Genomic DNA, 20,465 nt, shown 5'->3' on the forward strand with positions numbered 1-20,465 from the left:
GCCGCGCGCGCGGCCGGTGGACGTTCCGCTGGCACAGCGAGGCGTGCGCATGGCGTTTAAGTTGAACGCAAACCGCCGCATCGGCCTGGCGCTGCTGTGGCTGGCGTTGCTGGCGGTGGCCGGGTTCTGGTTGAGCGAGACGCTCAAGGTCACCGGCGATCTGCGTAAGTTCATGCCCGCCCCGCGCACGCCGGCGCAGAAACTGCTGATCGAAGAACTCGGCGAAGGCCCCGGCTCGCGCCTGTTGCTGATGGCGCTATCCAACAGCGAACCGGCCACGCTGGCCGCGCAGTCGCAGGCCCTGCAGCAGGCCCTGGCCGCACAACCGCAGCTGTTTGAGCTGGTCGGCAATGGCGGCACTGCGGGGCTGGATGCGATCCCCGAGCGCCTGCTGCCGTATCGCTATCTGCTCAACGACAGCTTCGACACCACGGCGCTGGATGCACACACCCTGCAAGCGGCCTTGCAGTCGCGCGTGCAGGATCTGGGGTCGCCTGCGGCCGCGCTCGTGGAGCCGTTGCTGCCGCGCGACCCCACGCTGGAAGTGCTGCATCTGGCCGAAACCCTGCAACCTGCAGCGGCGCCGCAGACGCGCAACCAGGTGTGGTTCGACCGTGCCGGTACCTCGGCCTTGCTGGTCGTGCAGACGCGTGCGGCCGGCTTCGATCCCACCGGCCAGCAACTGGCCTACGACGCGGTGCAGGCGGCCTTCGCCAAGGTCGGCAAGGGCAGCACGACCCGGCTTACCTTGACCGGCCCCGGCGCATTTGCCGTGGAAATCACCGCGCGCACGCAGGGCGAGGCGCAGTGGATCGGTACGCTGGATACGGTGGGACTGGTGGTGTTGCTGCTGGTGGCCTATCGCAGCTGGAAGATTCCGGTGCTCGGCGTGCTGCCGTTGGCCAGTGCCGGCCTGGCCGGTCTGGCGGCAGTGGCGCTGTTGTTCGATGGCGTGCACGGCATCACCGTGGCATTCGGCTTCACTTTGATCGGCGTGGTGCAGGACTATCCGATCCACCTGTTCAGTCATCAGCGCCCGGGTCTGGATCCACGCGACAACGCGCGCCATCTGTGGCCGACGCTGGCCACCGGCGTGGTGTCCACCTGCATTGCCTATGTGACTTTCCTGTTCTCCGGTGTGGACGGCTTGCGGCAGCTGGCGGTGTTCACCATCGCCGGGCTGGCGACCGCCGCGATCACCACCCGTTGGCTGCTGCCATCGTTGATCGACCCGGCGCCGCGCGACTACGCCGATTCGCGCATGCTCGCCGCGCTGTGGCGCGGCATTGCGCGCCTGCCGCGGCCGCGCATCAGCCTGGCGGTGATTGCGCTGATCGGCATCGCGGTGATCGCGTTCGCGCCGGGGCAGTTCTGGCAGAACGATCTGTCGAAATTGACCCCAGTGCCGCCCAAGGCGTTGGCGCAGGACACGCATCTGCGCCAGGAACTGGGTGCCCCCGACGTGCGTTACGTGCTCGCGCTGCCTGCCGCCAACGACGAGGCGGCCCTGCAGGCCAGCGAGCAGTTGCGCCCGCGCCTGGATGCGCTGGTGCGCGACGGCGCATTGACCGGTTACGACATGGCCGCACGCTATCTGCCCAGCATCAAGACCCAGCGTGCGCGCCAGGCCGCGTTGCCGGATGCGTCGCAAGCGCGCGCATCGACCGACGCTGCGGTGGCCACCACGCCGTTTCGCAGCGATGCGTTTGCGCCGTTCCTGCAGGACCTGGACGCTGCCAAGCGCGCCGCGCCGCTGTTGCCGAAGGACCTGGCCGGCTCGCCGCTGGCAACGTCGGTCGGTGGGCTGCTGCTGGGCCGCGGCGATCGCAGCACTGCGTTGGTGTCGTTGACCGGCTTGCGCGATCCATCGGTACTGGCGGCTGCCGTGCAAGGCAGCGGGGCGCAGTTGCTGGATCTCAAGGATGCGTCCGAATCCCTGGTTGCCGCGTATCGCGGGCGTGTGCTCGGCGCGCTGGCGTTGGCCGCGCTGCTGCTGGCGGTGACGGTGGCGATCGCGTTGCGCAGCCCGCGCCGGATCGTGCGCGTATTGCTGCCGATGGCGTTGACCACGCTGCTGATCCTGGCGATCCTGCGCGGCATGGGGGTGGAGCTCAATCTGTTCCATCTGATCGCGCTGATCCTGGCGGCAGGTCTGGGCCTGGATTACGCGTTGTTCTTCGACCATGCCGGCGACGATCACGCCGACCAGCTGCGCACCCTGCATGCGCTGATCGTGTGCAGCCTGATGACCTTGCTGGTGTTCGCGTTGCTGGCTGCGTCCAGCATCCCGGTGTTGCGTGCGATCGGCAGCACGGTGGCGCTGGGGGTGTTGTTCAATTTCATCCTGGCCTTGCTGGTGTCGCGCGAGCCGGCGCTGGAGCGCGCAAGAAACGGAGAGGCACATGCAGGGACGTGAGGCGATTGCGGCGCTGATTCCGCATCAGGGCAGCATGTGCCTGTGGGAGGAGGTGCTGGAATGGGATGCGCAGCGCATCGTGTTGCGCAGTGATGCCCATCGCAGCGATACGCATCCACTGCGTTGCAACGGGCGCCTGCGTGCGCTGCATCTATGCGAATACGGTGCACAAGCCATGGCCGTGCACGGCGGCTTGCTCGGCCGGGACTCGGGCAAGCCGGTGCGCCCGGGCATGCTGGTGGCGCTGCGCGCAGTGGACCTGCACGTCGCGTATCTGGACGACCTTCCCGATGCGATCATCTGCGAGGCGCAGGTATTGATGCAGGGCGAGGACAGCCAGCAATACAGTTTTCGCCTGAGCCACGGTGCGCAATTGCTCGCCGAAGGGCGCGCCACGGTGATGCTGGGCGCTGCGCAGGCCACCCAGGCCCTGTAGAGGGGCGGCAGCGCGCGATGAAGCGTGACCGCTGACGCCGCATCGCGCACAAGTACGCTCCTACATGATGTGGGCGATCAATGCTGGCGATCTATTCCTGCGCTTGCTGCGAGTCGTTAGGATGAGGCTCTTTCCGCCGTCGTGTCTGCGGCTTTCATCGAGGCTTCCATGAGCACTTCCATTCCACAGCGCCGCGCACTCGTCACCGGCGGCAGCGGCGATCTTGGTGGTGCGATCTGCCGTCAGTTGGCGGCGCAGGGGCGCCATGTGATCGTGCATGCCAACCGCAACATCGCCCGCGCCGATGCCGTGGTCGCAGCGATCGTGGCAGACGGCGGCAGCGCCCAGGCGGTGGCATTCGACGTGGCCGATGCGCAGGCCAGCGCGGTGGCGTTGGCGAGCCTGCTGGAGGCCGGCCCGATCCAGATCGTGGTCAACAACGCCGGCATCCACGACGATGCGCCGATGGCCGGCATGAGCGCCGAACAGTGGCATCGGGTCATCGACGTGTCGCTGCACGGGTTCTTCAACGTCACCCAGCCGCTGCTGCTGCCGATGGCGCGTACGCGCTGGGGCCGCATCGTCAGCGTGTCGTCGGTGGCGGCAGTGCTGGGCAATCGCGGGCAGACCAATTACGCCGCGGCCAAGGCCGCCTTGCATGGTGCTAGCAAATCGCTGTCGCGCGAGATGGCCAGCCGCGGCATCGCGGTCAACGTGGTCGCGCCAGGCGTGATCGAAAGCGAGATGGTCGGCGAAAGCTTCGCCCCGGAAGTGATCAAGCAACTGGTGCCGGCCGGCCGCGTCGGCAAGCCCGAAGAAGTGGCCGCATTGGTCGCGTTCCTGTGTTCGGAGTCAGCCGGTTACATCAACGGCCAGGTCATCGGCATCAATGGTGGAATGGGCTGAGGGCGGGTGATCTGCTGGTTTGCTGCGGGGTCCTTGCCCGCCCACCATCGCAGGACACGCTGCAAGTACGTCCTTGTAAGCTCTTACGCGGCATCCATGCCGCGTAAGGTCCCGCGACGGTGGGCGGGCAAGGACCAGTCGAGATGGTCGGTGTGCATGGTGCAAGCAATGCACGCTGCGCGGCTCTTCGATGAGGTGCGGTCTAGGATCAGCTCAGTTTCATCGGAACACTGCGCTGCACATCGACAGCAGTGCATACCGAATTAGCCACCGGTCTCGTCGATCCTCATGACCAGATCGCGCTCGTGCGCACCGCGCGCGGCACTGCAATGCACCGACACGGTATTGCCATTGGCACGCAGGCGGCCGTCGACATACAGGCCATCGCCGCGATCGTGATACGACGCCGTCCAGTTGTAGATGCTGGCGCCTTGTGCAAGGTAATGGGTTTCAGCGGCACGCCGACACACAGGAACCAGGTCGCTACCGTTCATCAGCAGCGGTTCGGGGACGTATTGCACGATGTTTTGCGCCACAGCCTGCGTACTGATCGCGCCGGCGATTGCCAGGACAAGCGGATAGAACAGACTTCGATACATGGCTCACCTCCTGTGAGTGCGGATGCCCGAAGTATAGGTGCTAGGTTTGAATGCAGAAACGCACGCGCCGTTGCCGACGCGATTCTAAAACTCACGCCGCGTCGGCGTACCAGGCGGCGGTGAGGATCGGCTCGCCGATGGCGTTGGCGGTCAAGGCGTCCAACCCATGGTCCGGCAGTGCGGGATGGCGCTGGCGTGCCTGCTGCAGGATCTCGCGTGCCAGCACCGCCATCTGCGCCACGTTGCTGTGGAGGCGTGCGGCAAAGGCGTCGTCGCCGAGGGTGGCGTTCAAGGCGCCGTTGAGTTCGTTGAACCAGCCGATCAGGTACTGATCGAGCAGGCGCCCATCGTCGGCGGCCAGGCCTTGTGCAGCGTTGTGCTGGCCCCAGTCGTGCAGCACACGTTGCATCGCCAGATTCATGTCGCGCGCATAGAAGAAATCCGACTTCATGCGCGAGAGCAGGCTGAGGTCGGCGATGCGTCCGCTGCAGAACAGCGGCGCCAGCAACGACCAGTAGTAGGTGTAATCCCAGATCACCTTGACCGGCATGACCTGCGCGTCGCCGAACAGCGCGTACTGGTCCTGATACAGGGTCAGGGTGTTTTCGTAGAACGAGAAATACAGCTGCTGATACAGCTCCACATACGGGCTGAGCGATCTGCCGGCGCGGTCGCGGCCGATCAGTTCGCAGATGTAGGTGTTGGAAATCGCAATGAAGTCGCTGCCGGGCGAATAGAACGGGTCCAGGAACAAACCCGCTTCGCCGGTCAGCGCCCAGCGTTGCGGCGAGAACACCTGCTTGCAGCCATAAGAGAAGTTGCGCAGGAACAGGAAGTCCTGCAGCCGGTAGTCGGCCTTGTCGAGCGTGGCGGCGACCTGCGGCTGGTGCGTGCGCAACCAGGCCATCGCCTTGGCGTGGGTGTTCATGGTGTCCAGCGGGTGCATCGACGCATCGCAGACGATGCCCAGCGAATGCGCGCCGGACGACAGCGGAATCAGCCAGAACCAGTAGCCCGGCCCGCACATGTGGTTGGTCGAGCGCCAGCGGTCCGGCGGCGTGCAGCGCTGCAGCCAGCTGCTGTCCTGCGACCAGACATTGGGGTCGATCAGGCCTTCCACGCGCCACCACACCGCATTGGCGTCGTGCGCATTGTCCTGCGCCAGGCCGAGCTTGCGCTTGAGCAGGCCGGCGCGGCCGCTGGCATCCACCACCCAGCGTGCGCTCAGCGTGCCGGCCTCGCCCGCGCGCTCGTAGCGCACGGTGTGGTCGGCCTGGTCATCGGACAGGTCCACGCCCTTGACGCTGCAGCTGTCGACAAACGTGATGCCCTGCGCGCGGGCGCGCTCGCCGAGGAAATTTTCGAAGCGGCCGCGATCGATCTGCCACGACGGGGTCGGCAGGATCTGGCTGACGCCCAGCTCGGTGCAGCGGTCGATGTCCTCGCGCTTGTCGGAGAAGAAGAAGCGGAAACCGAACTTGCGGATCTGCTCGGTCTCCAGATGCTCGCGCAAACCCAATACCTCGGCGAAGTAGTGCGCGCCGATCTCCACCGTGGACTCGCCCACCTTGAACGCCGCCTCGCGCACCGGGTGCGCACGGCGCTCCAGCACGGTGATCGCCAGTTCCGGATCGCGTTGGCGTAGCTGCAGGGCCAGACTCAGTCCGGCCAGGCCACCACCGGTGATAACGACGTCGGCACGCTGTGCATTCATGGGGATGGCTTGCTCTTGGTAATCGCCGGCACAGTAGCAAATTCGCCGTCAGCGTCGTCGATCAGCACCGGGTTGGCGCGCACGCGGCGGTACTCGCGCCAGATATGCCCGTAGCTCCAGGCCTGGACCACCACATGCGAGGTGATTTCCCACAGATCGCGCACCAGGCGGAAATGGCTCTTGCGGAACGTGCCCGGCGAGGTGCCGGCGTAGCGGGTCTCGATCGGCACCGCGACCACGCGCGCGCCGGCCTGGCGTGCGGCGGAAATCAGCAGTTGCGCTTCGAATACGAAGCCCTCGCCGGGCACCTCGGGCAGGGTGAACACCGAGGCCGGATACAGGCGCTGGCCGCTCTGGCTGTCGACCAGCTGGAAGCCGCAGGCCCAGGCGATGCCCCAGTCGCCGAAATCGTTGCCGATGCGGCGGATGGTGGGCTGGGTGGCGCGCTTGCGCATGCGTGCACCGACGATGACGCAGCCGGGATGGCGGTTGGCCGCGGCCAACAGACGCGGAAAATCGGCGGCCTTGTGCTGGCCGTCGCCGTCCATGGTCATCACGGCGCGCATGCCCATCCGCTGCGCCTGCGCAAACCCGCTGCGCAACGCGGCGCCCTTGCCCTTGCGCTGCGGATGCCGGATCAAGGTGATCGGCAGGCCGGCGATGCAATCGGCGGTGCCATCGTCGGACCCGTCGTCGATCACGATCACGTTGGAGCAATAGGTCAGTGCATCGTTGACCACTTCGCGGATGCGCAGCGACTCGTTCAGCGCCGGCACCAGGATCGCGGTGTCGTCGCGGGTCAGTGGCTGCCGGCTCACTGCTGGAGCTCCACGCGCAACACCCGCCCCGGGCCGGCGTACAGCGCCACGCGCTCGCCGCCAGCGGCGATCAGGTCGAACAGCGGCAGCATCGGCGCCATCGCATTGCAGGCGACATGTCGCGACAGCGGCCCCTCGCCCGGCGAGGGCGTGCCGTCGTCCAGCCGCGCCCGCAGCTGCAGCTTTCCGGGCTGGCCGGGCACGCCCAGCACCAGCGCACCGCCGAGCAGCCCCTGGCTGGGGGCGACCCGGCCCAGCGGCCCGACCGAACGGGCGTCGTAGCCGGCCAGCAGCACCGCTTCCATGCCGGCGGCGCGCTGGACCAGCGCCTCCAGCAGGCCTTGCGCGAAGCTGCCCAGGCTGGCGCTGATCGCGGTGGCCGGGGTCATCGCCCCGGCGCCGATGGTCCAGTAGCCGGCCGCGGCGTTGTGCACCGAGTTGTGGAACTTGGTCGGCGAGATTGCCGTGGGGTCGCTGGCCAGGGTGCTGCACATGTAGTCGGAGATGGCCAGATCGCCGTACGTGGAAGTGAAGATCGACGGCAGGCTGGCCGGCTCGCGCCCGGCGGCGGTGCAGGCGGCCAGCGCGGCCTCCAGCGAGACCGCCACCGTGTCCGGTGCGCGGCGGCGCTCGTTGGCGGCCAGCAGCTGCGGCGCCGGGCGTGCCCCGGTGTCGTGCAGCGCGCCGCCGCGCACGAACGCCGCAGCGGCGTCCCAGCTCGGCAGGCCCTGGGTCCAGAAGCCGATCCCCTCGATGGTGGCAGCCAGCATCAGCGGGCCCGCCCGAACAGCAGCGAGCAGTTGTTGCCGCCAAAACCGAAGGAGTTGTTCATTGCGTAATCGATCTTGGAATGGGCATTGTCGAAACGGATCTGCGGGCCGCAGGCCGGGTCGGGCACTTCGCTGTTGAGCGTGCCCGGCAGCACGCCGTCGCGCAGCGCCAGCAGCGCGATCACCGACTCGACGATGCCGGCTGCGCCCAGCGTGTGGCCGGTCCAGGCCTTGGTCGAGCTGGCGTGCAGGGTGGCCGGGAAGATCGCCGCCACCGCGGCGGCTTCGACGCTGTCGTTGGCCGGGGTGGCAGTGCCGTGCAGGTTCAGATAGCCCACCGCGGCCGGCGCCAGGCCTGCGCGCTCGAGCGCGCCGCGCATCGCCAGCTGCGCGCCCAGGCCGTGCGGATGCGGGGCGGACATATGGTGTGCATCGCTGGATTCGCCATAGCCGTACAGCCACAGCGTTGCGTCCGGCACAGCGGCGGTGCGTTCGAGCAGGGCAAAGCCGCCGGCCTCGCCCAGGCTCAGGCCGACCCGGCGCGCATCGAACGGCTGGCACAGCTCAGGTGCCACCACCTGCAGCGAGTTGAAGCCGAACAGCACGCTGCCGCACAAGGTATCCACGCCGCCGACCAGGGCGGCATCCACCACCCCGGCGTCGATCAGGCGCGCGGCCTGGGCAAACACCTTGGCGCTGGACGAACAGGCGGTGGCCACGGTCACGCTCGGGCCGCGCAGGCCGGTGGCGTGCTGCACGAAGTCGCCCAGCGAATGCGGGGTGTGCACGATCGGGCGATCCAGGTCGTCGGGAAAGCGCGCGCCGTCGGCGTCTTCGACCAGCCGCGTGTAGGCCTCTTCGCTGGCGCCGATGCTGGAGGTGGAGGTGCCGATGATCACTGCCACGCGCTCGGCGCCGTAGCGCTGCGCGGCGGCCTGCACCGCCTCGGCCATGCCGTCCTGCTGCAGGGCCAGCCAGGCCAGACGATTGTTGCGGCAGTCCCAGCCTTGCAGGGCCTCCGGCAGCACGACGTCTTCCACGCCGTCGACGCGGCCGATCCAGCACGGCAGCGGCTGCGGGCCGAAATCGTTGCGACGCATGCCGCTGCGGCGAGCAGCCAGGGCGGCGGCCTGGGCATCGCGCCCGGCGCCGAGCGCGGTGGTGGAGGTAAAAGCGGTGACGGCGACCGGGGCCATCTGGGACGAATGCTGCGCTTGGCTCACGGTGGTCCGGCTGGCAAGAAGTGGGCTCAGTATATCGATGGCGGGTCCGCTTCCCGTCGATGGCGCAACTGAACGTGCCGGTCATGTCGCTGACGCGGCTGGGGTTTTCGCGCGTTGCCGCGCTTTCGCCATCGGCGCAATTGGGACACAATCCTGCGACACACTTGCCGATCGAGCGCGACCACGCGCGCATGCACGCCTACGTCTACAAAAGCCAACGCAAGCAGGACACCTTCGTCTATCTCGCCACGCGCGACGACTTCTCCGGTCTTCCCGCCGCCGTGCACGCGCAGCTGGCGCCGTTCGCGTTCGTGCTGGAGGTTGCGTTGACGCCGCAGCGCCGTCTGGCGCAGGCCGACGTGGCCACGGTGCGCGAAGCGCTCGCCAAGCACGGCTTCTACCTGCAACTGCCCAAGACGGTGGTGCTGGCGGGCGAGTGCGACTATGACTGAGGCGGCACGGGCCGCACGCTTGCGGGCTGCAGCGCTGGCTGGCGCGGCCGGCGTGGCGTTGTCGTTGCTGGGCGGCATCGGCGGCGGTGTTGCCGCGGTGACGCTGTGGCTGGCGCAGCCGGCGTTCGCGCTGGCGGTGTCGTGGGCGCGCGGCAGCCGCGCACTGCCCAGCCGGCCGCGCGCGGCCGCGCACGCCCTGCCGCCGCTGTTGACGGTCTGGGGCGTGGGCCTGCTGGTGTTGGCCGCCCTGATCAGCTGGCCGCTGACCGCCCTGCGCGACAGCGGCAGCCTGGCCGCCGCGTTGGCCTTGAGTGTGGCCGTCAGCGCCGCGCTGCTCGGGCTGTGGCGGACCTGGCCGCTGTGGGGCGAGGTCGAACGTGATGGCGGCGCCCTGGCGCCGCGCTGGCATGCGCTGGCGACGCAGGAGTTGCACGCCTGGCGCGGCCTGCTGGCCGCTGCCCTGGTGCTGGCGATGTGCACGCTGGTGGTGGCGCTGGCCTGGCCGGGCTGGTTGTCGAGCAGCCTGCGCTGGAGTCTGGCGATCGCGGCCAGCGTGCTGCTGCCCGCTGCCCACCTGCTGTTGCAACGCACCGCCGCCCCGGCGCGCAGCGATGCCCCGGCGGCCTTGCAGGCGGCCGATTTCTTTTCCGAAGCGGCGGCCGAGCCGCGTCCGCTGGAGCCGGTGGCCCAGCACCAACTGGTGCCCGAACTGTTCGAGGCCGCGCGCAGCGGGCGCGTGGACCGCGCGCTGCAATTGCTCGACGCCGGCGCCGACCCGCAGGCAATGCCGTTGCCGGAGTGGCGCGACCAACGCAGCCTGCCCGCGCTGGCCGCGGTGCTGCCGGATCTGCGCCTGCTGCGCGAACTGATCGTGCGCCGTGTCGACGTCAACCAGCCGCACCGCGGCATGACCCCGTTGCTGGCCGCCACCCGCGACAGCTGGCACGGCCGCCCGGACGCGGTGATGACGCTGCTGGCCAACGGCGCGGACCCGCGCGCCAGCGACAACGACGGCAACACGCCGCTGCATCACGCGGTGCGCAGTTCCGACCCGGGCGTGGCCGCGCTGCTGCGCGATGCCGCCGCCGAGCTCGACGCGCTCAACAACGAAGGCCACTCGCCGCTGGCGATGGCCTGCCAGGTCGGCAACTGGCGGCTGGCCAAGTTCCTGCTGGAACGCGGCGCGCATTCCGAGCCGGACGGTGGCGCGCCGGTGCTGCTGGCGGCGGCCGGCACCGAGGAAGACGACCCGGCCGGCGTGCAACTGCTGCTCAAGCACAAGGCGCGCGTGGATGCGCGCGACCGCCAACGCCGCAGTGCCCTGCACGAAGCCGCCCTGGCCGGGCACGGCGACATCGTCGAGGCGCTGCTGGCGGCCGGCGCCAATCTGGAAGCGCGCGATCTGCTTGGCCGTACGCCGTGGCTGGATGCGGCGCGGCAGGCGCGCAGCGGCGTGCTCGAACGCCTGGTCGCGCGCAAGGCCGATGTGCTGGCCATCGACGGCGAGGGCCGCAATGCGGTGATGCTGGCCTGCGCCGCCGACAGTGTGTCGCCGGCCCTGATCCGGCGCCTGCTCGACCTGCAGGTGCCGGCCGACAGCACCGACGCGCACGGCCGGCGCGCGGTGGATGTTGCCGCCGAAGCCGGGCGCTGGGCGATCGTGCAACTGCTCGATCCCGGCTATCCATTGCCGGCGGCGGTCAGTGATGCGCAGGGCGAGACCCCCGGCGTTGCGCTGCTGCCCGACCGCCCGCCGTTGGTGCTGCTGCGCGAAGGCCTGCAGTTCGGTCAACGCGACGGGCTGGTCGCACTGGCCCGCCTGTGCGGCCCGGAAGAACTTGGCGGTCTGCTGCACGACGCGCACCTGGCCTTGAACGCCGATGCGGTGGACTGGCTGCTGCGCCACGGTGCCGATGCCGAGGTGCGCGATGCCTGCGGCGATGTGCCGATGTTTGCGCTGCTCTCGCGGGGCGTGGAAGCGGTGCCGGCGCTGCAGGCGCTGCTGCGCCATGGCGTGTCGCCGGCCGGTGCCGGCGGTCTGACACGGCTGCTCAGCGCCTGCGTGCAGCACGATGCGGCATCGCGCGGGCTGGAACAGTTCGCGCTGGAACTGCTCGAACGCGGCGCCGACCCGTTCGCCGCGTCGGCCGCCGGCGATCCGCCCTTGTCGCTGGCGGTGCGGCTGGGCTGGCTGCGCCTGCAGCAGTGGTTGCTGGAACACGGCGTGGACCGCGAGGCGCGCGACAGCCACGGCATGACCGCGCTGCATCTGGCCACCGCGCTGGGCCGCGAGGCATCGCTGAAGTTGCTGGTCAAGCAGGGCGCCTCGCCGGAAGCGCGCGCTGCCGACGGACAGACCCCGCTGGGCGTGGCGCTGTCGATCGGCCGCCGCGACCTGGCCGACTGGCTGGACTGGCGCATCTGGTCGCTGCCACACCGCAGCCTGCGCGAGGCGGATGTGCCGGCCGCCGCGATGGTCGGCGACACCGATGCGGTGCGGCGCCTGATCGATCTTGGCCTGCCGGTCGATGCCATCGATGCGCAGGGCTGCACCGCGCTGCTGCGCGCCGCCGGCGGCGGCCATCTGGGCGTGGTGGCGCATCTGCTCGATCGCCACGCATACCCGCAACGCGCAGCCAATAGCGGCGCCACGCCGTTGTCGGCGGCGGTGAGCATGCGTCAGACCGAGATCGTGGCCGCGTTGCTGCAGGCCGGTGCGCAGATCGAGCATCGCCTGCCCGGCGGCGTCACCGTGCTGATGCTGGCCTGTGCGCTGGGCCTGCCGGATATTGTGGCGCGCCTGCTCACTGCGGCCGCCGATGTGCACGCCAACGACGACCAGGGTCTGGCGCCGCTGCATTGCGCCGCGCTGTATGGCTTCACCGCGCGCGACAAGAGCCGCCTGCTGGCCTTGCTGGATACCTTGCTGCTGGCCGGCGCCGACCCGGACTATCTGGCCGGTGGCCGGGTCAGCGCCTTGTTGCTGGTGCTGGGTGCGCGCGCCGAGCCGGGCACTGCCTGCGACGAGCAGGTGGTACTGGCCGGCGTCGAACGCCTGCTCGACGAAGACGTGTCGCTGGATGTGGCCGATCAACGCGGCTTTGGCCCGTTGCACCTGGCCGCGCTGCACGGTCTGCCGTTGCTGGTGCAGCGCCTGCTGCGTGCCGGTGCCGATGCCGACCGCCGCGACGCGCTCAACCGTACCCCGCGCGAGATCGCGATCATGCGCGGCTTCATCGATGTGGCCGGCCAGTTCGAACCCGCCTTGCCGGGTGTGTCCTCGATGGCGCGCTTTTTGCGCGAAGGCCGCTGAGCCAGCGCGGCGGCGCACCGCTGCGGGTGCTGTTCGTGTGCAGCCGCAACCGCCTGCGCAGCCCCACCGCCGAGCGCGTGTTCGCCGACTGGCCGGGCGTGCAGACGCAATCGGCCGGGCTGGCCGCCGATGCGCAGGTGCAGCTCACCCCGGAGCTGTTGCATGAAGCGCAACTGGTGCTGGTGATGGAGCGTCGCCATCTGCAGCTGCTGCGCAAACGCTTCGCCGCGCATCTGCGCCATTGCCGGGTGATCTGCCTGCAGATTCCCGACGACTACGCGTACATGGATCCGGCACTGATCCGTCGCCTGGAACACACGGTGCCACCGTTGCTGCGCCTGCCGGCGCAGTCGTAACCTGATCCCGACACCGCGCATGCAAGACTGGGTTTTTCCTCGCACGAAGGAAGCGCCTCTACGATGAGCGTGCGTATCGAGGACCACGCCATGCTGGGCAATTGCCACAGCGCGGCTCTGGTCGACCACCGCGGCACCATCGACTGGCTCTGTCTGCCACGTTTCGACTCCGATGCGTTTTTCGCATCCCTGCTGGGCGATGAGCAGCATGGGCAATGGGCATTGTCGCCGGCTGGCGACTTTCGCAGCGAACGCGCCTACGAGGACGACAGTCTGGTGCTGTGCACGCGCATGCGCACCGACACCGGCACGGTGGAACTGGTCGACTTCATGGTCGCCAGCGACGAAGGCGACGGCCACCAGCATCTGGTGCGGATCGTGCGGTGCGTGCAGGGCGAGGTGCCGATGCACATGCGCCTGACCTTTCGCTTCAACTATGGCCGTACCGTGCCATGGGTGACGCACATCGATGGTGGCATCCGCGCCATTGCCGGCCCCGACCAGCTTGCCCTGCGCTCGCCGCAGGCGCTGCACGGCGAGGACATGGGCACCGAAACCGACTTCACGCTGCGTCAGGGCGAGAGTACCTGGTTTCTGCTCAGCCACGGCCTGTCGCATCAGCCCACGCCGGCGGCGATCGATCCGGAACAGGCGCTGCAACGCACGACCGCGTTCTGGCATGGCTGGGCGCGTCGCTGCACCGATGTCGGCCCCTGGACCGCGCAGGTGCGTCGCTCGTTGGTGGTGTTGAAAGGGCTCAGCTATCTACCGACCGGCGGCATCGTCGCTGCGCCCACTGCATCACTGCCGGAGCATCTGGGCGGCACCCGCAACTGGGACTACCGCTACTGCTGGCTGCGCGATTCGGTGTTCACGCTGATTGCCTTGCTGCAGGCCGGGTACCGCGATGAAGCAGGGGCCTTCCGCGATTGGGTGCAACGCGCCATCGCCGGTTCGCCGGATCAGCTGCAGGCGCTCTACGGCATCGCCGGTGAGCGCCGGCTGCAGGAATGGGAAGCGCACTGGCTGCCCGGCTATGAAAATTCCGGCCCGGTGCGTATCGGCAACGGTGCGGTGGATCAGTTCCAGCTCGACGTCTACGGCGAGCTGATCGGCGCGTTGCATTACGCGCGCGAAAAGGGCGTGGCGCCGCCGTCCGATGACGAGGGCTCGTCGGCATCGTTGCTGGAGAAGGTGCTGGAGACGCTGGAAACGGTGTGGCGCCTGCCCGACGAAGGCATCTGGGAAATCCGCGACGAGCGCCGTCATTTCGTGCATTCCAAGGTGATGGCCTGGCTGGCATTCGATTGCGGCGCGCGCGATGGCATCACCGACGCCGATGCGGCCAAGCGCGCGCATTGGGGCCGCATCGCCGACGATATCCGCGCCGAAGTGCTTGAAAAGGGCGTGCACCCGGACGGTCATTTCGTGCAGAGCTACGGCTCCGATCGCCTGGATGCGGCGTTGTTGCTGATCCCGATCGTGGGATTCCTGCCGGCCGATGATCCGCGCATCGCCGCGACCGCCGATGTGATCGCACGCGATCTGACCATTGATGGATTGGTCGAACGCTATCGCGCCGACGACAGCGCCGACGGCTTGCCGGCCGGCGAGGGCACCTTTCTTGCCTGCAGCTTCTGGCTGGTGGAAAACTACGCCCTGCTCGGGCGCACCGAGCAGGCACGTGTCCTGCTCGAACGTCTGCTCGGGCTGTGCAACGACGTGGGCCTGCTCGCCGAAGAGTACGACCCGCGCAGCAAACGCATGCTTGGCAACTTCCCGCAAGGGTATTCCCACGTGGCTCTGGTCAATGCGGCATTGCGCCTGCACGGACGCATGGGCGAAGAGGAAACACATCCATGAACGAACAAGCCACAACCCCGCCGTGCATCATCGTGGTGTTCGGTGCGCGCGGCGATCTGACCAGGCGCCTGGTGATGCCGGCGCTGTACAACCTGCGTCGTTCCGGCGCACTGGGCGAGCAGTTCGCTATCGTCGGCATGGATCACGGCGATATCAGCGAGCGTTCGTGGCGCACGATGATGGGCCAGTCGATGACCGCCCTGCTCAGCAGCCGCGATGCCGAATTCCAGACCGACGAGTTCGATACCGGCACCTGGGAATGGCTGCGCGAGCGCATGCATTATCTGCGCGGCGATTTCACCGACCTGGGCGCCTATCAAACCTTGGATGCCGCACTGGAAAAACTGCACAAGCGCTACGGCACCCAGGGCAACGTGCTGTTTTACCTGGCCACCGCCGCGCGCTTCTTCGAGCCGGTATTGCTCAACCTGGGCGGCGCCGGGCTGGTCAAGCAACGCGAGGGCGAGGGCTGGCGTCGGGTCATCGTGGAAAAACCGTTCGGCCACGATCTGCCCAGCGCCGTCGCGCTCAACGCCACCGTCGCCAAGGTCCTGCACGAGGATCAGGTGTTCCGCATCGACCATTTCCTCGGCAAGGAAACCGTGCAGAACATCCTGGCGTTCCGCTTCGCCAATGGCCTGTTCGAGCCGGTGTGGAACCGCGACCGCATCGACCATGTGCAGATCACCGCCGCCGAAACCATCGGGGTGGAAGGGCGCGGACGTTTCTACGATCCCACCGGCTGTCTGCGCGACATGGTGCCCAATCACCTGTTCCAGTTGCTGGCGATGATTGCGATGGAACCGCCGGCCGCGTTCACCACCGAAGCGATGCATCGGCGCCGCGCCGAAGTGATCGAAGCGGTGCGCCCGATCAAGCCCGAAGACGTGGTGCGCGGCCAGTACGCCTCCGGTGCGGTGAGCCGCAGCGCAGTGCCGGGGTATCGCGAAGAAGACACGGTGCCGGAAGATTCGGAAACCGAAACCTACGTGGCGATGAAACTGCAGGTCGACACCTGGCGCTGGGCCGGCGTGCCGTTCTACCTGCGCACCGGCAAGCGTTTGCGCGAGCGCACCACCGAGATCGCGATCCGCTTCAAGCCTGCGCCGCTGGCGCCGTTCCGCAGCACCGAGGTGGGCGGTTACGGCCCCGACTGGCTGGTGCTGCATATCCAGCCCGACGAAGGCATTTCGCTGCAGTTCGATGTCAAGCGCCCAGGCGCGCAGGTCAGTCTGGCACCGGTGCGCATGGACTTCCGCTACCGCGACTGGTTCCCCAAGGAATACACGGTGGGCTACGAGCGTTTGCTGCAGGACTGCATGAATGGCGAAGCCGGCCTGTTCCAGGACGCGGCAATGGTGGAAGGTGCCTGGCGCATCGTGCAACCGATCCTGGACGCCTGGAAGCAACCGCCCAGCGACTTCCCCAACTATGCCGCCGGCAGCGCTGGCCCATCGGCTGCCGATGCCTTGCTGGCCATGAACGGCGGACACGCCTGGCGCGCGCTCACCCCGGGCCGTAAGCCACCGCCGCGGCGCGCACCGGAAGCGCGTGGCAGCGCCACGACGCCGATCAAGAAAGCCACCGGCAAATCTGCCAAGAAGGTCGCCAAGGTCACCAAGGCGCCAGCCAAAAAGGTCAGCAAGGCGCCAGCCAGACGCGCATCCGCGGCTTCAGCAAGACCATCGCAGGATGCGGCTACGGCGCCTAGCAGCGCGGCCAAGAAAGCCGTGGGCAAACGCGCAACCGGCAAGGTCGCAAAGACCGCCGGCAAAACCGCGGCGGGCAAGGGCGCAGCGAAGACGTCGGCCAGCAAGACCGCAGCGCGTACACCACGCCGCTGACGGAGGCGAGCGGCATACAGCCGCCGCAGCTCCACGTAGGAGCGTGCCTGCGCGCGACGGGCTTTATCGGTAATGCCTGGTCGCGCGCAGGCACGCTCCTACGAAACCCTCAGCGATCCTGCGTGGTGGGCGCGGGTTCGGCCTTCACGTCGGCCTCGAACAGATTCATCAGATCCGTGCGTGCGTCGCGCGAGGTCTGGATCACCTTGGCTTCGTCGTCATAGACCAGGTGTTGGCGATGCAGTAACTCTTCGTCGTGCTGGCGGAACCGTTTGACGTGATCCCTGGCGACCGCTTCGCCCAGTCCGAGCGAGGTCAGCACGCGTTCGCTCAGTTCCAGGCTGGAGGCAAACACCTCGCGAAACGGTTCGGCGCCCAGGTCCATCAGTTTCCAGGCGTGCTGGCGATTGCGTGCACGTGCCAGCACGGTGGCCTGCGGGTACAGGCGGCGGATCAGCCGCACCGTCTTGATGTTGGTCTCCGGGTCGTCCACCGCGATCACGAACACCTTGATGCGATCGGCGCCGGCGGCGCGCAACAGTTCCGGTCGCGTGGGGTCGCCGTAGTACAGCTGGCTGCCGAAGCGGCGCAGATCTTCCACGGTGTCCGGATTGTGTTCCAGTGCCACGAACGGCACATGCCGCGCGGTGAGCAGGCGCGCGACCACCTGACCGAAGCGGCCCATGCCGGCGACCAGCACCTTGGGCGTCTGCGCATCGATGGTGTCGAACGGGCGGTCGGACTTGGGCGCATGCAGCCGCAGCGGCCCGTTGAGGATGCGCTGCATGCCGAGCAGCAACAGCGGCGTCAGCGCCATCGACACGCCGACGATGGCCACCAACCGGTCGTGGTTGGCGCGCTCCAGCAAGCCGACCCGATCGGCCTCGTTGAACACCACGAAGGCGAACTCGCCGCCCAGCCACAACACGCTGCCCAGCATCAGGCTGCTGCGCAGCGGCAGCCTGGCCACGCTGCCGATGCCGACCAGCAGCGAGAACTTCACCACCAGCAGGATCGCCACGCCGCTGGCGATCAACCAGGGCTCGGCGACCACCCGGTTCAGATCGATCCCCATGCCCACCGAGATGAAGAACAGCCCCAGCAGCAATCCTTCGAACGGCTCGATCTGCGATTCGAGCTCGTGGCGGAATTCCGAATCGGCCAGCAGCACACCAGCCAGAAACGCGCCCAGGCTGGCGCTCAATCCGGCTTCCTGCATGATCCATGCGGTGCCCAGCACCACCAGCAAGGCGCTGGCGGTGAACACTTCCGGCATGCGCGTGCGCGCCACCATGTTGAACAGATAGCGCAGCACGAAGCGTCCGCACAGGATCACCAGCGCCAGTGCCGCGACCGCCTTGGCCACGTCCGGCCACGCCAGCGTGGCGTTCTTGCTGCCGCCGAGCAACGGAATCGCCGCCAGCAACGGAATGGCGATCAGATCCTGAAACAGCAGGATGGCGAACGCCAGGCGCCCGTAGTCGCTATTGAGCGCCTTGCGTTCGGCCAGCAGCTGCAGGCCCACCGCGGTGGACGACAACGCCAGCGCCACGCCGACGATCAACGCGCTTTTCCAGCCCAGGTTGCCGAGCATCAGCAGGCCACCCAGGATCAGCGTGGTCACCACCACCTGGGTGGCGCCGGCACCGAACACCGAATGACGCATCACCTTCAGGCGGGCCGGCGACAGTTCCAGGCCGATCACGAACAGCAGCATCACCACGCCGATTTCGGCCGCGCCGCTGATGCGCTCGGCATCCTGCACCACGCCCACGCCATCGGGCCCGAGCACCACACCGGCGACCAGATAGGCCAACACCGCGCCCAGGCCGAAGCGCTTGAACACCGGCACCGCCACGATGGCGGCCAGCATCAGCACCAGAGCCAGTTCCAGACCACCGCTATGCATGCGCGCTCTCCGTTGAGGGACGCATTATGCCGCCCGCAGCGACATGTCGGCCTGGATCAGCGTGTGCTGCCTGCCACACTGCAGGCGATCGCCATCGAACGCCGGGGCATCCTGCGCGACATACGCGCCATCTTCCGGCTGCTCCCCATGTGGATCTGCCGCAGGTGCGCGTGCTGCGTCCGACGCCCGGCCGCCCGATCGAGCGCTTGAAGCCATGCCGTGCACGGTCGCCTGGACGCGCGCTGAGCGCCGCCCGCGCAGGGCATTGACCAAGGCGGCGCAGGCGCGCAGACTGCGCCGCGCCGCCGCCCGGACCACCGGCCGGTGCGCACTCTCGGAGCCCTTTTCATGTCCAGCGACAGTCACCCTAGACCCGGGTCGATGACCCAGCTGGCGCGCGCCTGAGACGTCAAGGTTCGCCGGCTGTCATCGACGACGGTCGTCACCAGGCGAACCCCATGTACAACGAAACCCTGCGCCTTGCCCAAGGCGTCGATGCCTTGATCGCACCCATCGCCGACTTCAACACGGCCGATGCGGTGGAATACCTCAACACCCTCGGCCGCGACGAGGCCGCACAGGTGCTGGCCGCGTTGCCGCAGCCGCGTGCGGTGAAATTGCTCGAACAACCCGAGCTGCACGCCGCCAGCGCGCTGGTCGCGCTGCTGCCGGCCGAGCAGGCCGCATCCCTGCTCGGGCAGATGGCCGACGACCGCGCCACCGACATCTTCCACGGCCTGGATGCCGACCAGCGCGCGCCACTGCTGTGGTTGCTCAGTGCCGAGGCGCGGCTGTCGATCCAGGCGTTGATGCGCTACCCGCCCAATACCGCCGGCGCGCTGATGACCACCGAGTTCGTGGCGGTGCCGGCCGACTGGACGGTGGGCCGCACCCTGCAGCACATCCGCGAGGTGGAGCGCAGCCGCGAGACGGTCTATGCGATCTATCTGCTCGATCCGCACAGCCGCGTGCTGACCCAGGTGGTCACCATGCGCCGGCTGATCACCGGCGCGCCGGACGCGTCGATCCTGGAGGTGGCACAGGTCAACCCGCCGGTCACGGTGGACCCGGCGCTGGACCAGGAAGAAGTCGCCCGCCTGATCCGCCGCCACGACCTGCTGGCGATCCCGGTGGTGGATGCCCATGGCCATGTGCTCGGCATCGTCACCGTGGACGATGTGCTGGATGCATTGATCGCCGAGTCCACCGAGGACGTGCACAAGTTCGGCGGCATGGAGGCGCTGGACAAGCCCTACATGCAGATCGGCTTCGGCCAGATGATCAAGAAGCGCGCCGGTTGGCTGAGCGTGCTGTTCCTGGGCGAAATGCTCACCGCCAGCGCGATGCAGCACTTCGAGGACGAGTTGTCCAAGGCGGTGGTGCTGACCCTGTTCATTCCGCTGATCATGAGCTCCGGCGGTAACTCCGGCTCGCAGGCCACCTCGCTGCTGATCCGCTCGCTGGCACTGCGCGAACTGCGCCTGGGCGACTGGTGGAAGGTGGCGCTGCGCGAGCTGCCGACCGGGCTGACCCTGGGCACCATCCTGGGCATCCTGGCGATCGTGCGCATCACCATCTGGCAGACCGCCGGCCTGTACGACTACGGCCCGCACTGGCAGATGGTGGCGCTGACCATCGGCGCGGCGCTGATCGGCATTGTCACCTTCGGCTCGCTGTCCGGCTCGATGCTGCCGTTCGTGCTGCAGCGGCTCGGCTTCGATCCGGCCAGCGCCTCGGCCCCGTTCGTGGCCACGCTGGTGGATGTCACCGGGTTGGTGATCTATTTCAGCATTGCTGCCGCGATCCTCAGCGGCACCTTGTTGTAGCGCAGCGGGAAGGGGGCGGG

At 68.2% G+C, this 20,465-nt stretch carries 15 protein-coding genes; 9 read left to right on the forward strand and 6 right to left on the reverse strand.

The annotated features are described in order from the left end of the window. Positions 1-49 precede the first annotated feature (49 nt). The 3 genes from XarjCFBP7645_RS11980 to fabG all read left to right on the forward strand — a co-directional run bounded on the left by XarjCFBP7645_RS11980 (position 50) and on the right by fabG (position 3,758). Positions 50-2,416 carry an MMPL family transporter gene (locus tag XarjCFBP7645_RS11980; protein WP_104537919.1) on the forward strand — a complete coding sequence of 789 codons (2,367 nt, stop codon included), beginning with the start codon at positions 50-52 and terminating at the stop codon, positions 2,414-2,416. Next, positions 2,403-2,852 carry a phosphotransferase gene (locus XarjCFBP7645_RS11985; protein ID WP_104537638.1) on the forward strand — a complete coding sequence of 150 codons (450 nt, stop codon included), beginning with the start codon at positions 2,403-2,405 and terminating at the stop codon, positions 2,850-2,852. Before XarjCFBP7645_RS11980 ends, XarjCFBP7645_RS11985 begins: the two co-directional genes overlap by 14 nt. A gap of 168 nt (positions 2,853-3,020) precedes the next feature. Next, positions 3,021-3,758 carry a 3-oxoacyl-ACP reductase FabG gene (gene fabG, locus XarjCFBP7645_RS11990; RefSeq protein ID WP_104537639.1) on the forward strand — a complete coding sequence of 246 codons (738 nt, stop codon included), beginning with the start codon at positions 3,021-3,023 and terminating at the stop codon, positions 3,756-3,758. A 263-nt stretch (positions 3,759-4,021) separates the two neighbouring features. Here the strand turns inward: fabG and XarjCFBP7645_RS12000 are convergent, their stop codons facing one another. From XarjCFBP7645_RS12000 to XarjCFBP7645_RS12020, 5 genes are all read right to left on the reverse strand, one after another. Beyond that, positions 4,022-4,357: a hypothetical protein gene (locus XarjCFBP7645_RS12000; RefSeq protein WP_208409108.1), complete on the reverse strand. Its 336-nt coding sequence runs from the start codon at positions 4,355-4,357 to the stop codon at positions 4,022-4,024. Between the two features lie 91 nt (positions 4,358-4,448). Continuing rightward, a complete protein-coding gene (locus XarjCFBP7645_RS12005) occupies positions 4,449-6,071 on the reverse strand; it encodes an NAD(P)/FAD-dependent oxidoreductase (protein WP_104537640.1) in 1,623 nt (540 codons plus the stop codon). Continuing rightward, on the reverse strand, positions 6,068-6,889 hold the full coding sequence (locus tag XarjCFBP7645_RS12010) for a glycosyltransferase family 2 protein (RefSeq protein WP_104537641.1): 822 nt from the start codon (positions 6,887-6,889) through the stop codon (positions 6,068-6,070). The genes XarjCFBP7645_RS12005 and XarjCFBP7645_RS12010 overlap by 4 nt, the downstream gene beginning before the upstream one ends. Continuing rightward, positions 6,886-7,659 carry a beta-ketoacyl synthase chain length factor gene (locus XarjCFBP7645_RS12015; protein ID WP_104537642.1) on the reverse strand — a complete coding sequence of 258 codons (774 nt, stop codon included), beginning with the start codon at positions 7,657-7,659 and terminating at the stop codon, positions 6,886-6,888. The genes XarjCFBP7645_RS12010 and XarjCFBP7645_RS12015 overlap by 4 nt, the downstream gene beginning before the upstream one ends. Beyond that, positions 7,659-8,855 carry a beta-ketoacyl-[acyl-carrier-protein] synthase family protein gene (locus XarjCFBP7645_RS12020; RefSeq protein WP_104537643.1) on the reverse strand — a complete coding sequence of 399 codons (1,197 nt, stop codon included), beginning with the start codon at positions 8,853-8,855 and terminating at the stop codon, positions 7,659-7,661. Before XarjCFBP7645_RS12020 ends, XarjCFBP7645_RS12015 begins: the two co-directional genes overlap by 1 nt. A gap of 218 nt (positions 8,856-9,073) precedes the next feature. Between XarjCFBP7645_RS12020 and XarjCFBP7645_RS12025 the strand changes: the two genes are divergently transcribed. The 5 genes from XarjCFBP7645_RS12025 to zwf all read left to right on the forward strand — a co-directional run bounded on the left by XarjCFBP7645_RS12025 (position 9,074) and on the right by zwf (position 16,710). Then, the gene (locus tag XarjCFBP7645_RS12025) at positions 9,074-9,334 is read left to right on the forward strand and encodes a YcgL domain-containing protein (protein ID WP_104537921.1); all 261 of its coding nucleotides are present in this window, start codon (positions 9,074-9,076) and stop codon (positions 9,332-9,334) included. Continuing rightward, positions 9,327-12,647 (forward strand): ankyrin repeat domain-containing protein, encoded by a 3,321-nt coding sequence (locus XarjCFBP7645_RS12030; protein ID WP_104537644.1) that lies wholly within the window; start codon positions 9,327-9,329, stop codon positions 12,645-12,647. Before XarjCFBP7645_RS12025 ends, XarjCFBP7645_RS12030 begins: the two co-directional genes overlap by 8 nt. Before the next feature lie 26 nt (positions 12,648-12,673). After that, positions 12,674-13,003, forward strand: a complete 330-nt coding sequence (locus XarjCFBP7645_RS12035; RefSeq protein WP_104537645.1) for a low molecular weight protein tyrosine phosphatase family protein — start codon at positions 12,674-12,676, stop codon at positions 13,001-13,003. A gap of 63 nt (positions 13,004-13,066) precedes the next feature. Further along, entirely contained in the window at positions 13,067-14,866 is a 1,800-nt protein-coding gene (locus XarjCFBP7645_RS12040; protein WP_104537646.1) for a glycoside hydrolase family 15 protein, read from the forward strand. Beyond that, on the forward strand, positions 14,863-16,710 hold the full coding sequence (gene zwf / locus XarjCFBP7645_RS12045; RefSeq protein ID WP_181126302.1) for a glucose-6-phosphate dehydrogenase: 1,848 nt from the start codon (positions 14,863-14,865) through the stop codon (positions 16,708-16,710). Before XarjCFBP7645_RS12040 ends, zwf begins: the two co-directional genes overlap by 4 nt. Before the next feature lie 109 nt (positions 16,711-16,819). On the opposite strand, the gene XarjCFBP7645_RS12050 is transcribed toward zwf, so the two are convergent. Further along, positions 16,820-18,619 carry a monovalent cation:proton antiporter-2 (CPA2) family protein gene (locus tag XarjCFBP7645_RS12050; RefSeq protein ID WP_104537648.1) on the reverse strand — a complete coding sequence of 600 codons (1,800 nt, stop codon included), beginning with the start codon at positions 18,617-18,619 and terminating at the stop codon, positions 16,820-16,822. Positions 18,620-19,077: 458 nt separating this feature from the next. Here XarjCFBP7645_RS12050 and mgtE point away from each other — a divergent pair, with 458 nt between their 5' ends. After that, positions 19,078-20,445, forward strand: coding sequence for a magnesium transporter (gene mgtE, locus XarjCFBP7645_RS12055; RefSeq protein ID WP_104537649.1), 1,368 nt, complete (start codon positions 19,078-19,080; stop codon positions 20,443-20,445). Positions 20,446-20,465: the final 20 nt, after the last annotated feature.

The organism is Xanthomonas arboricola, assembly GCF_002940665.1.
Taxonomy (GTDB): domain Bacteria; phylum Pseudomonadota; class Gammaproteobacteria; order Xanthomonadales; family Xanthomonadaceae; genus Xanthomonas; species Xanthomonas arboricola_B.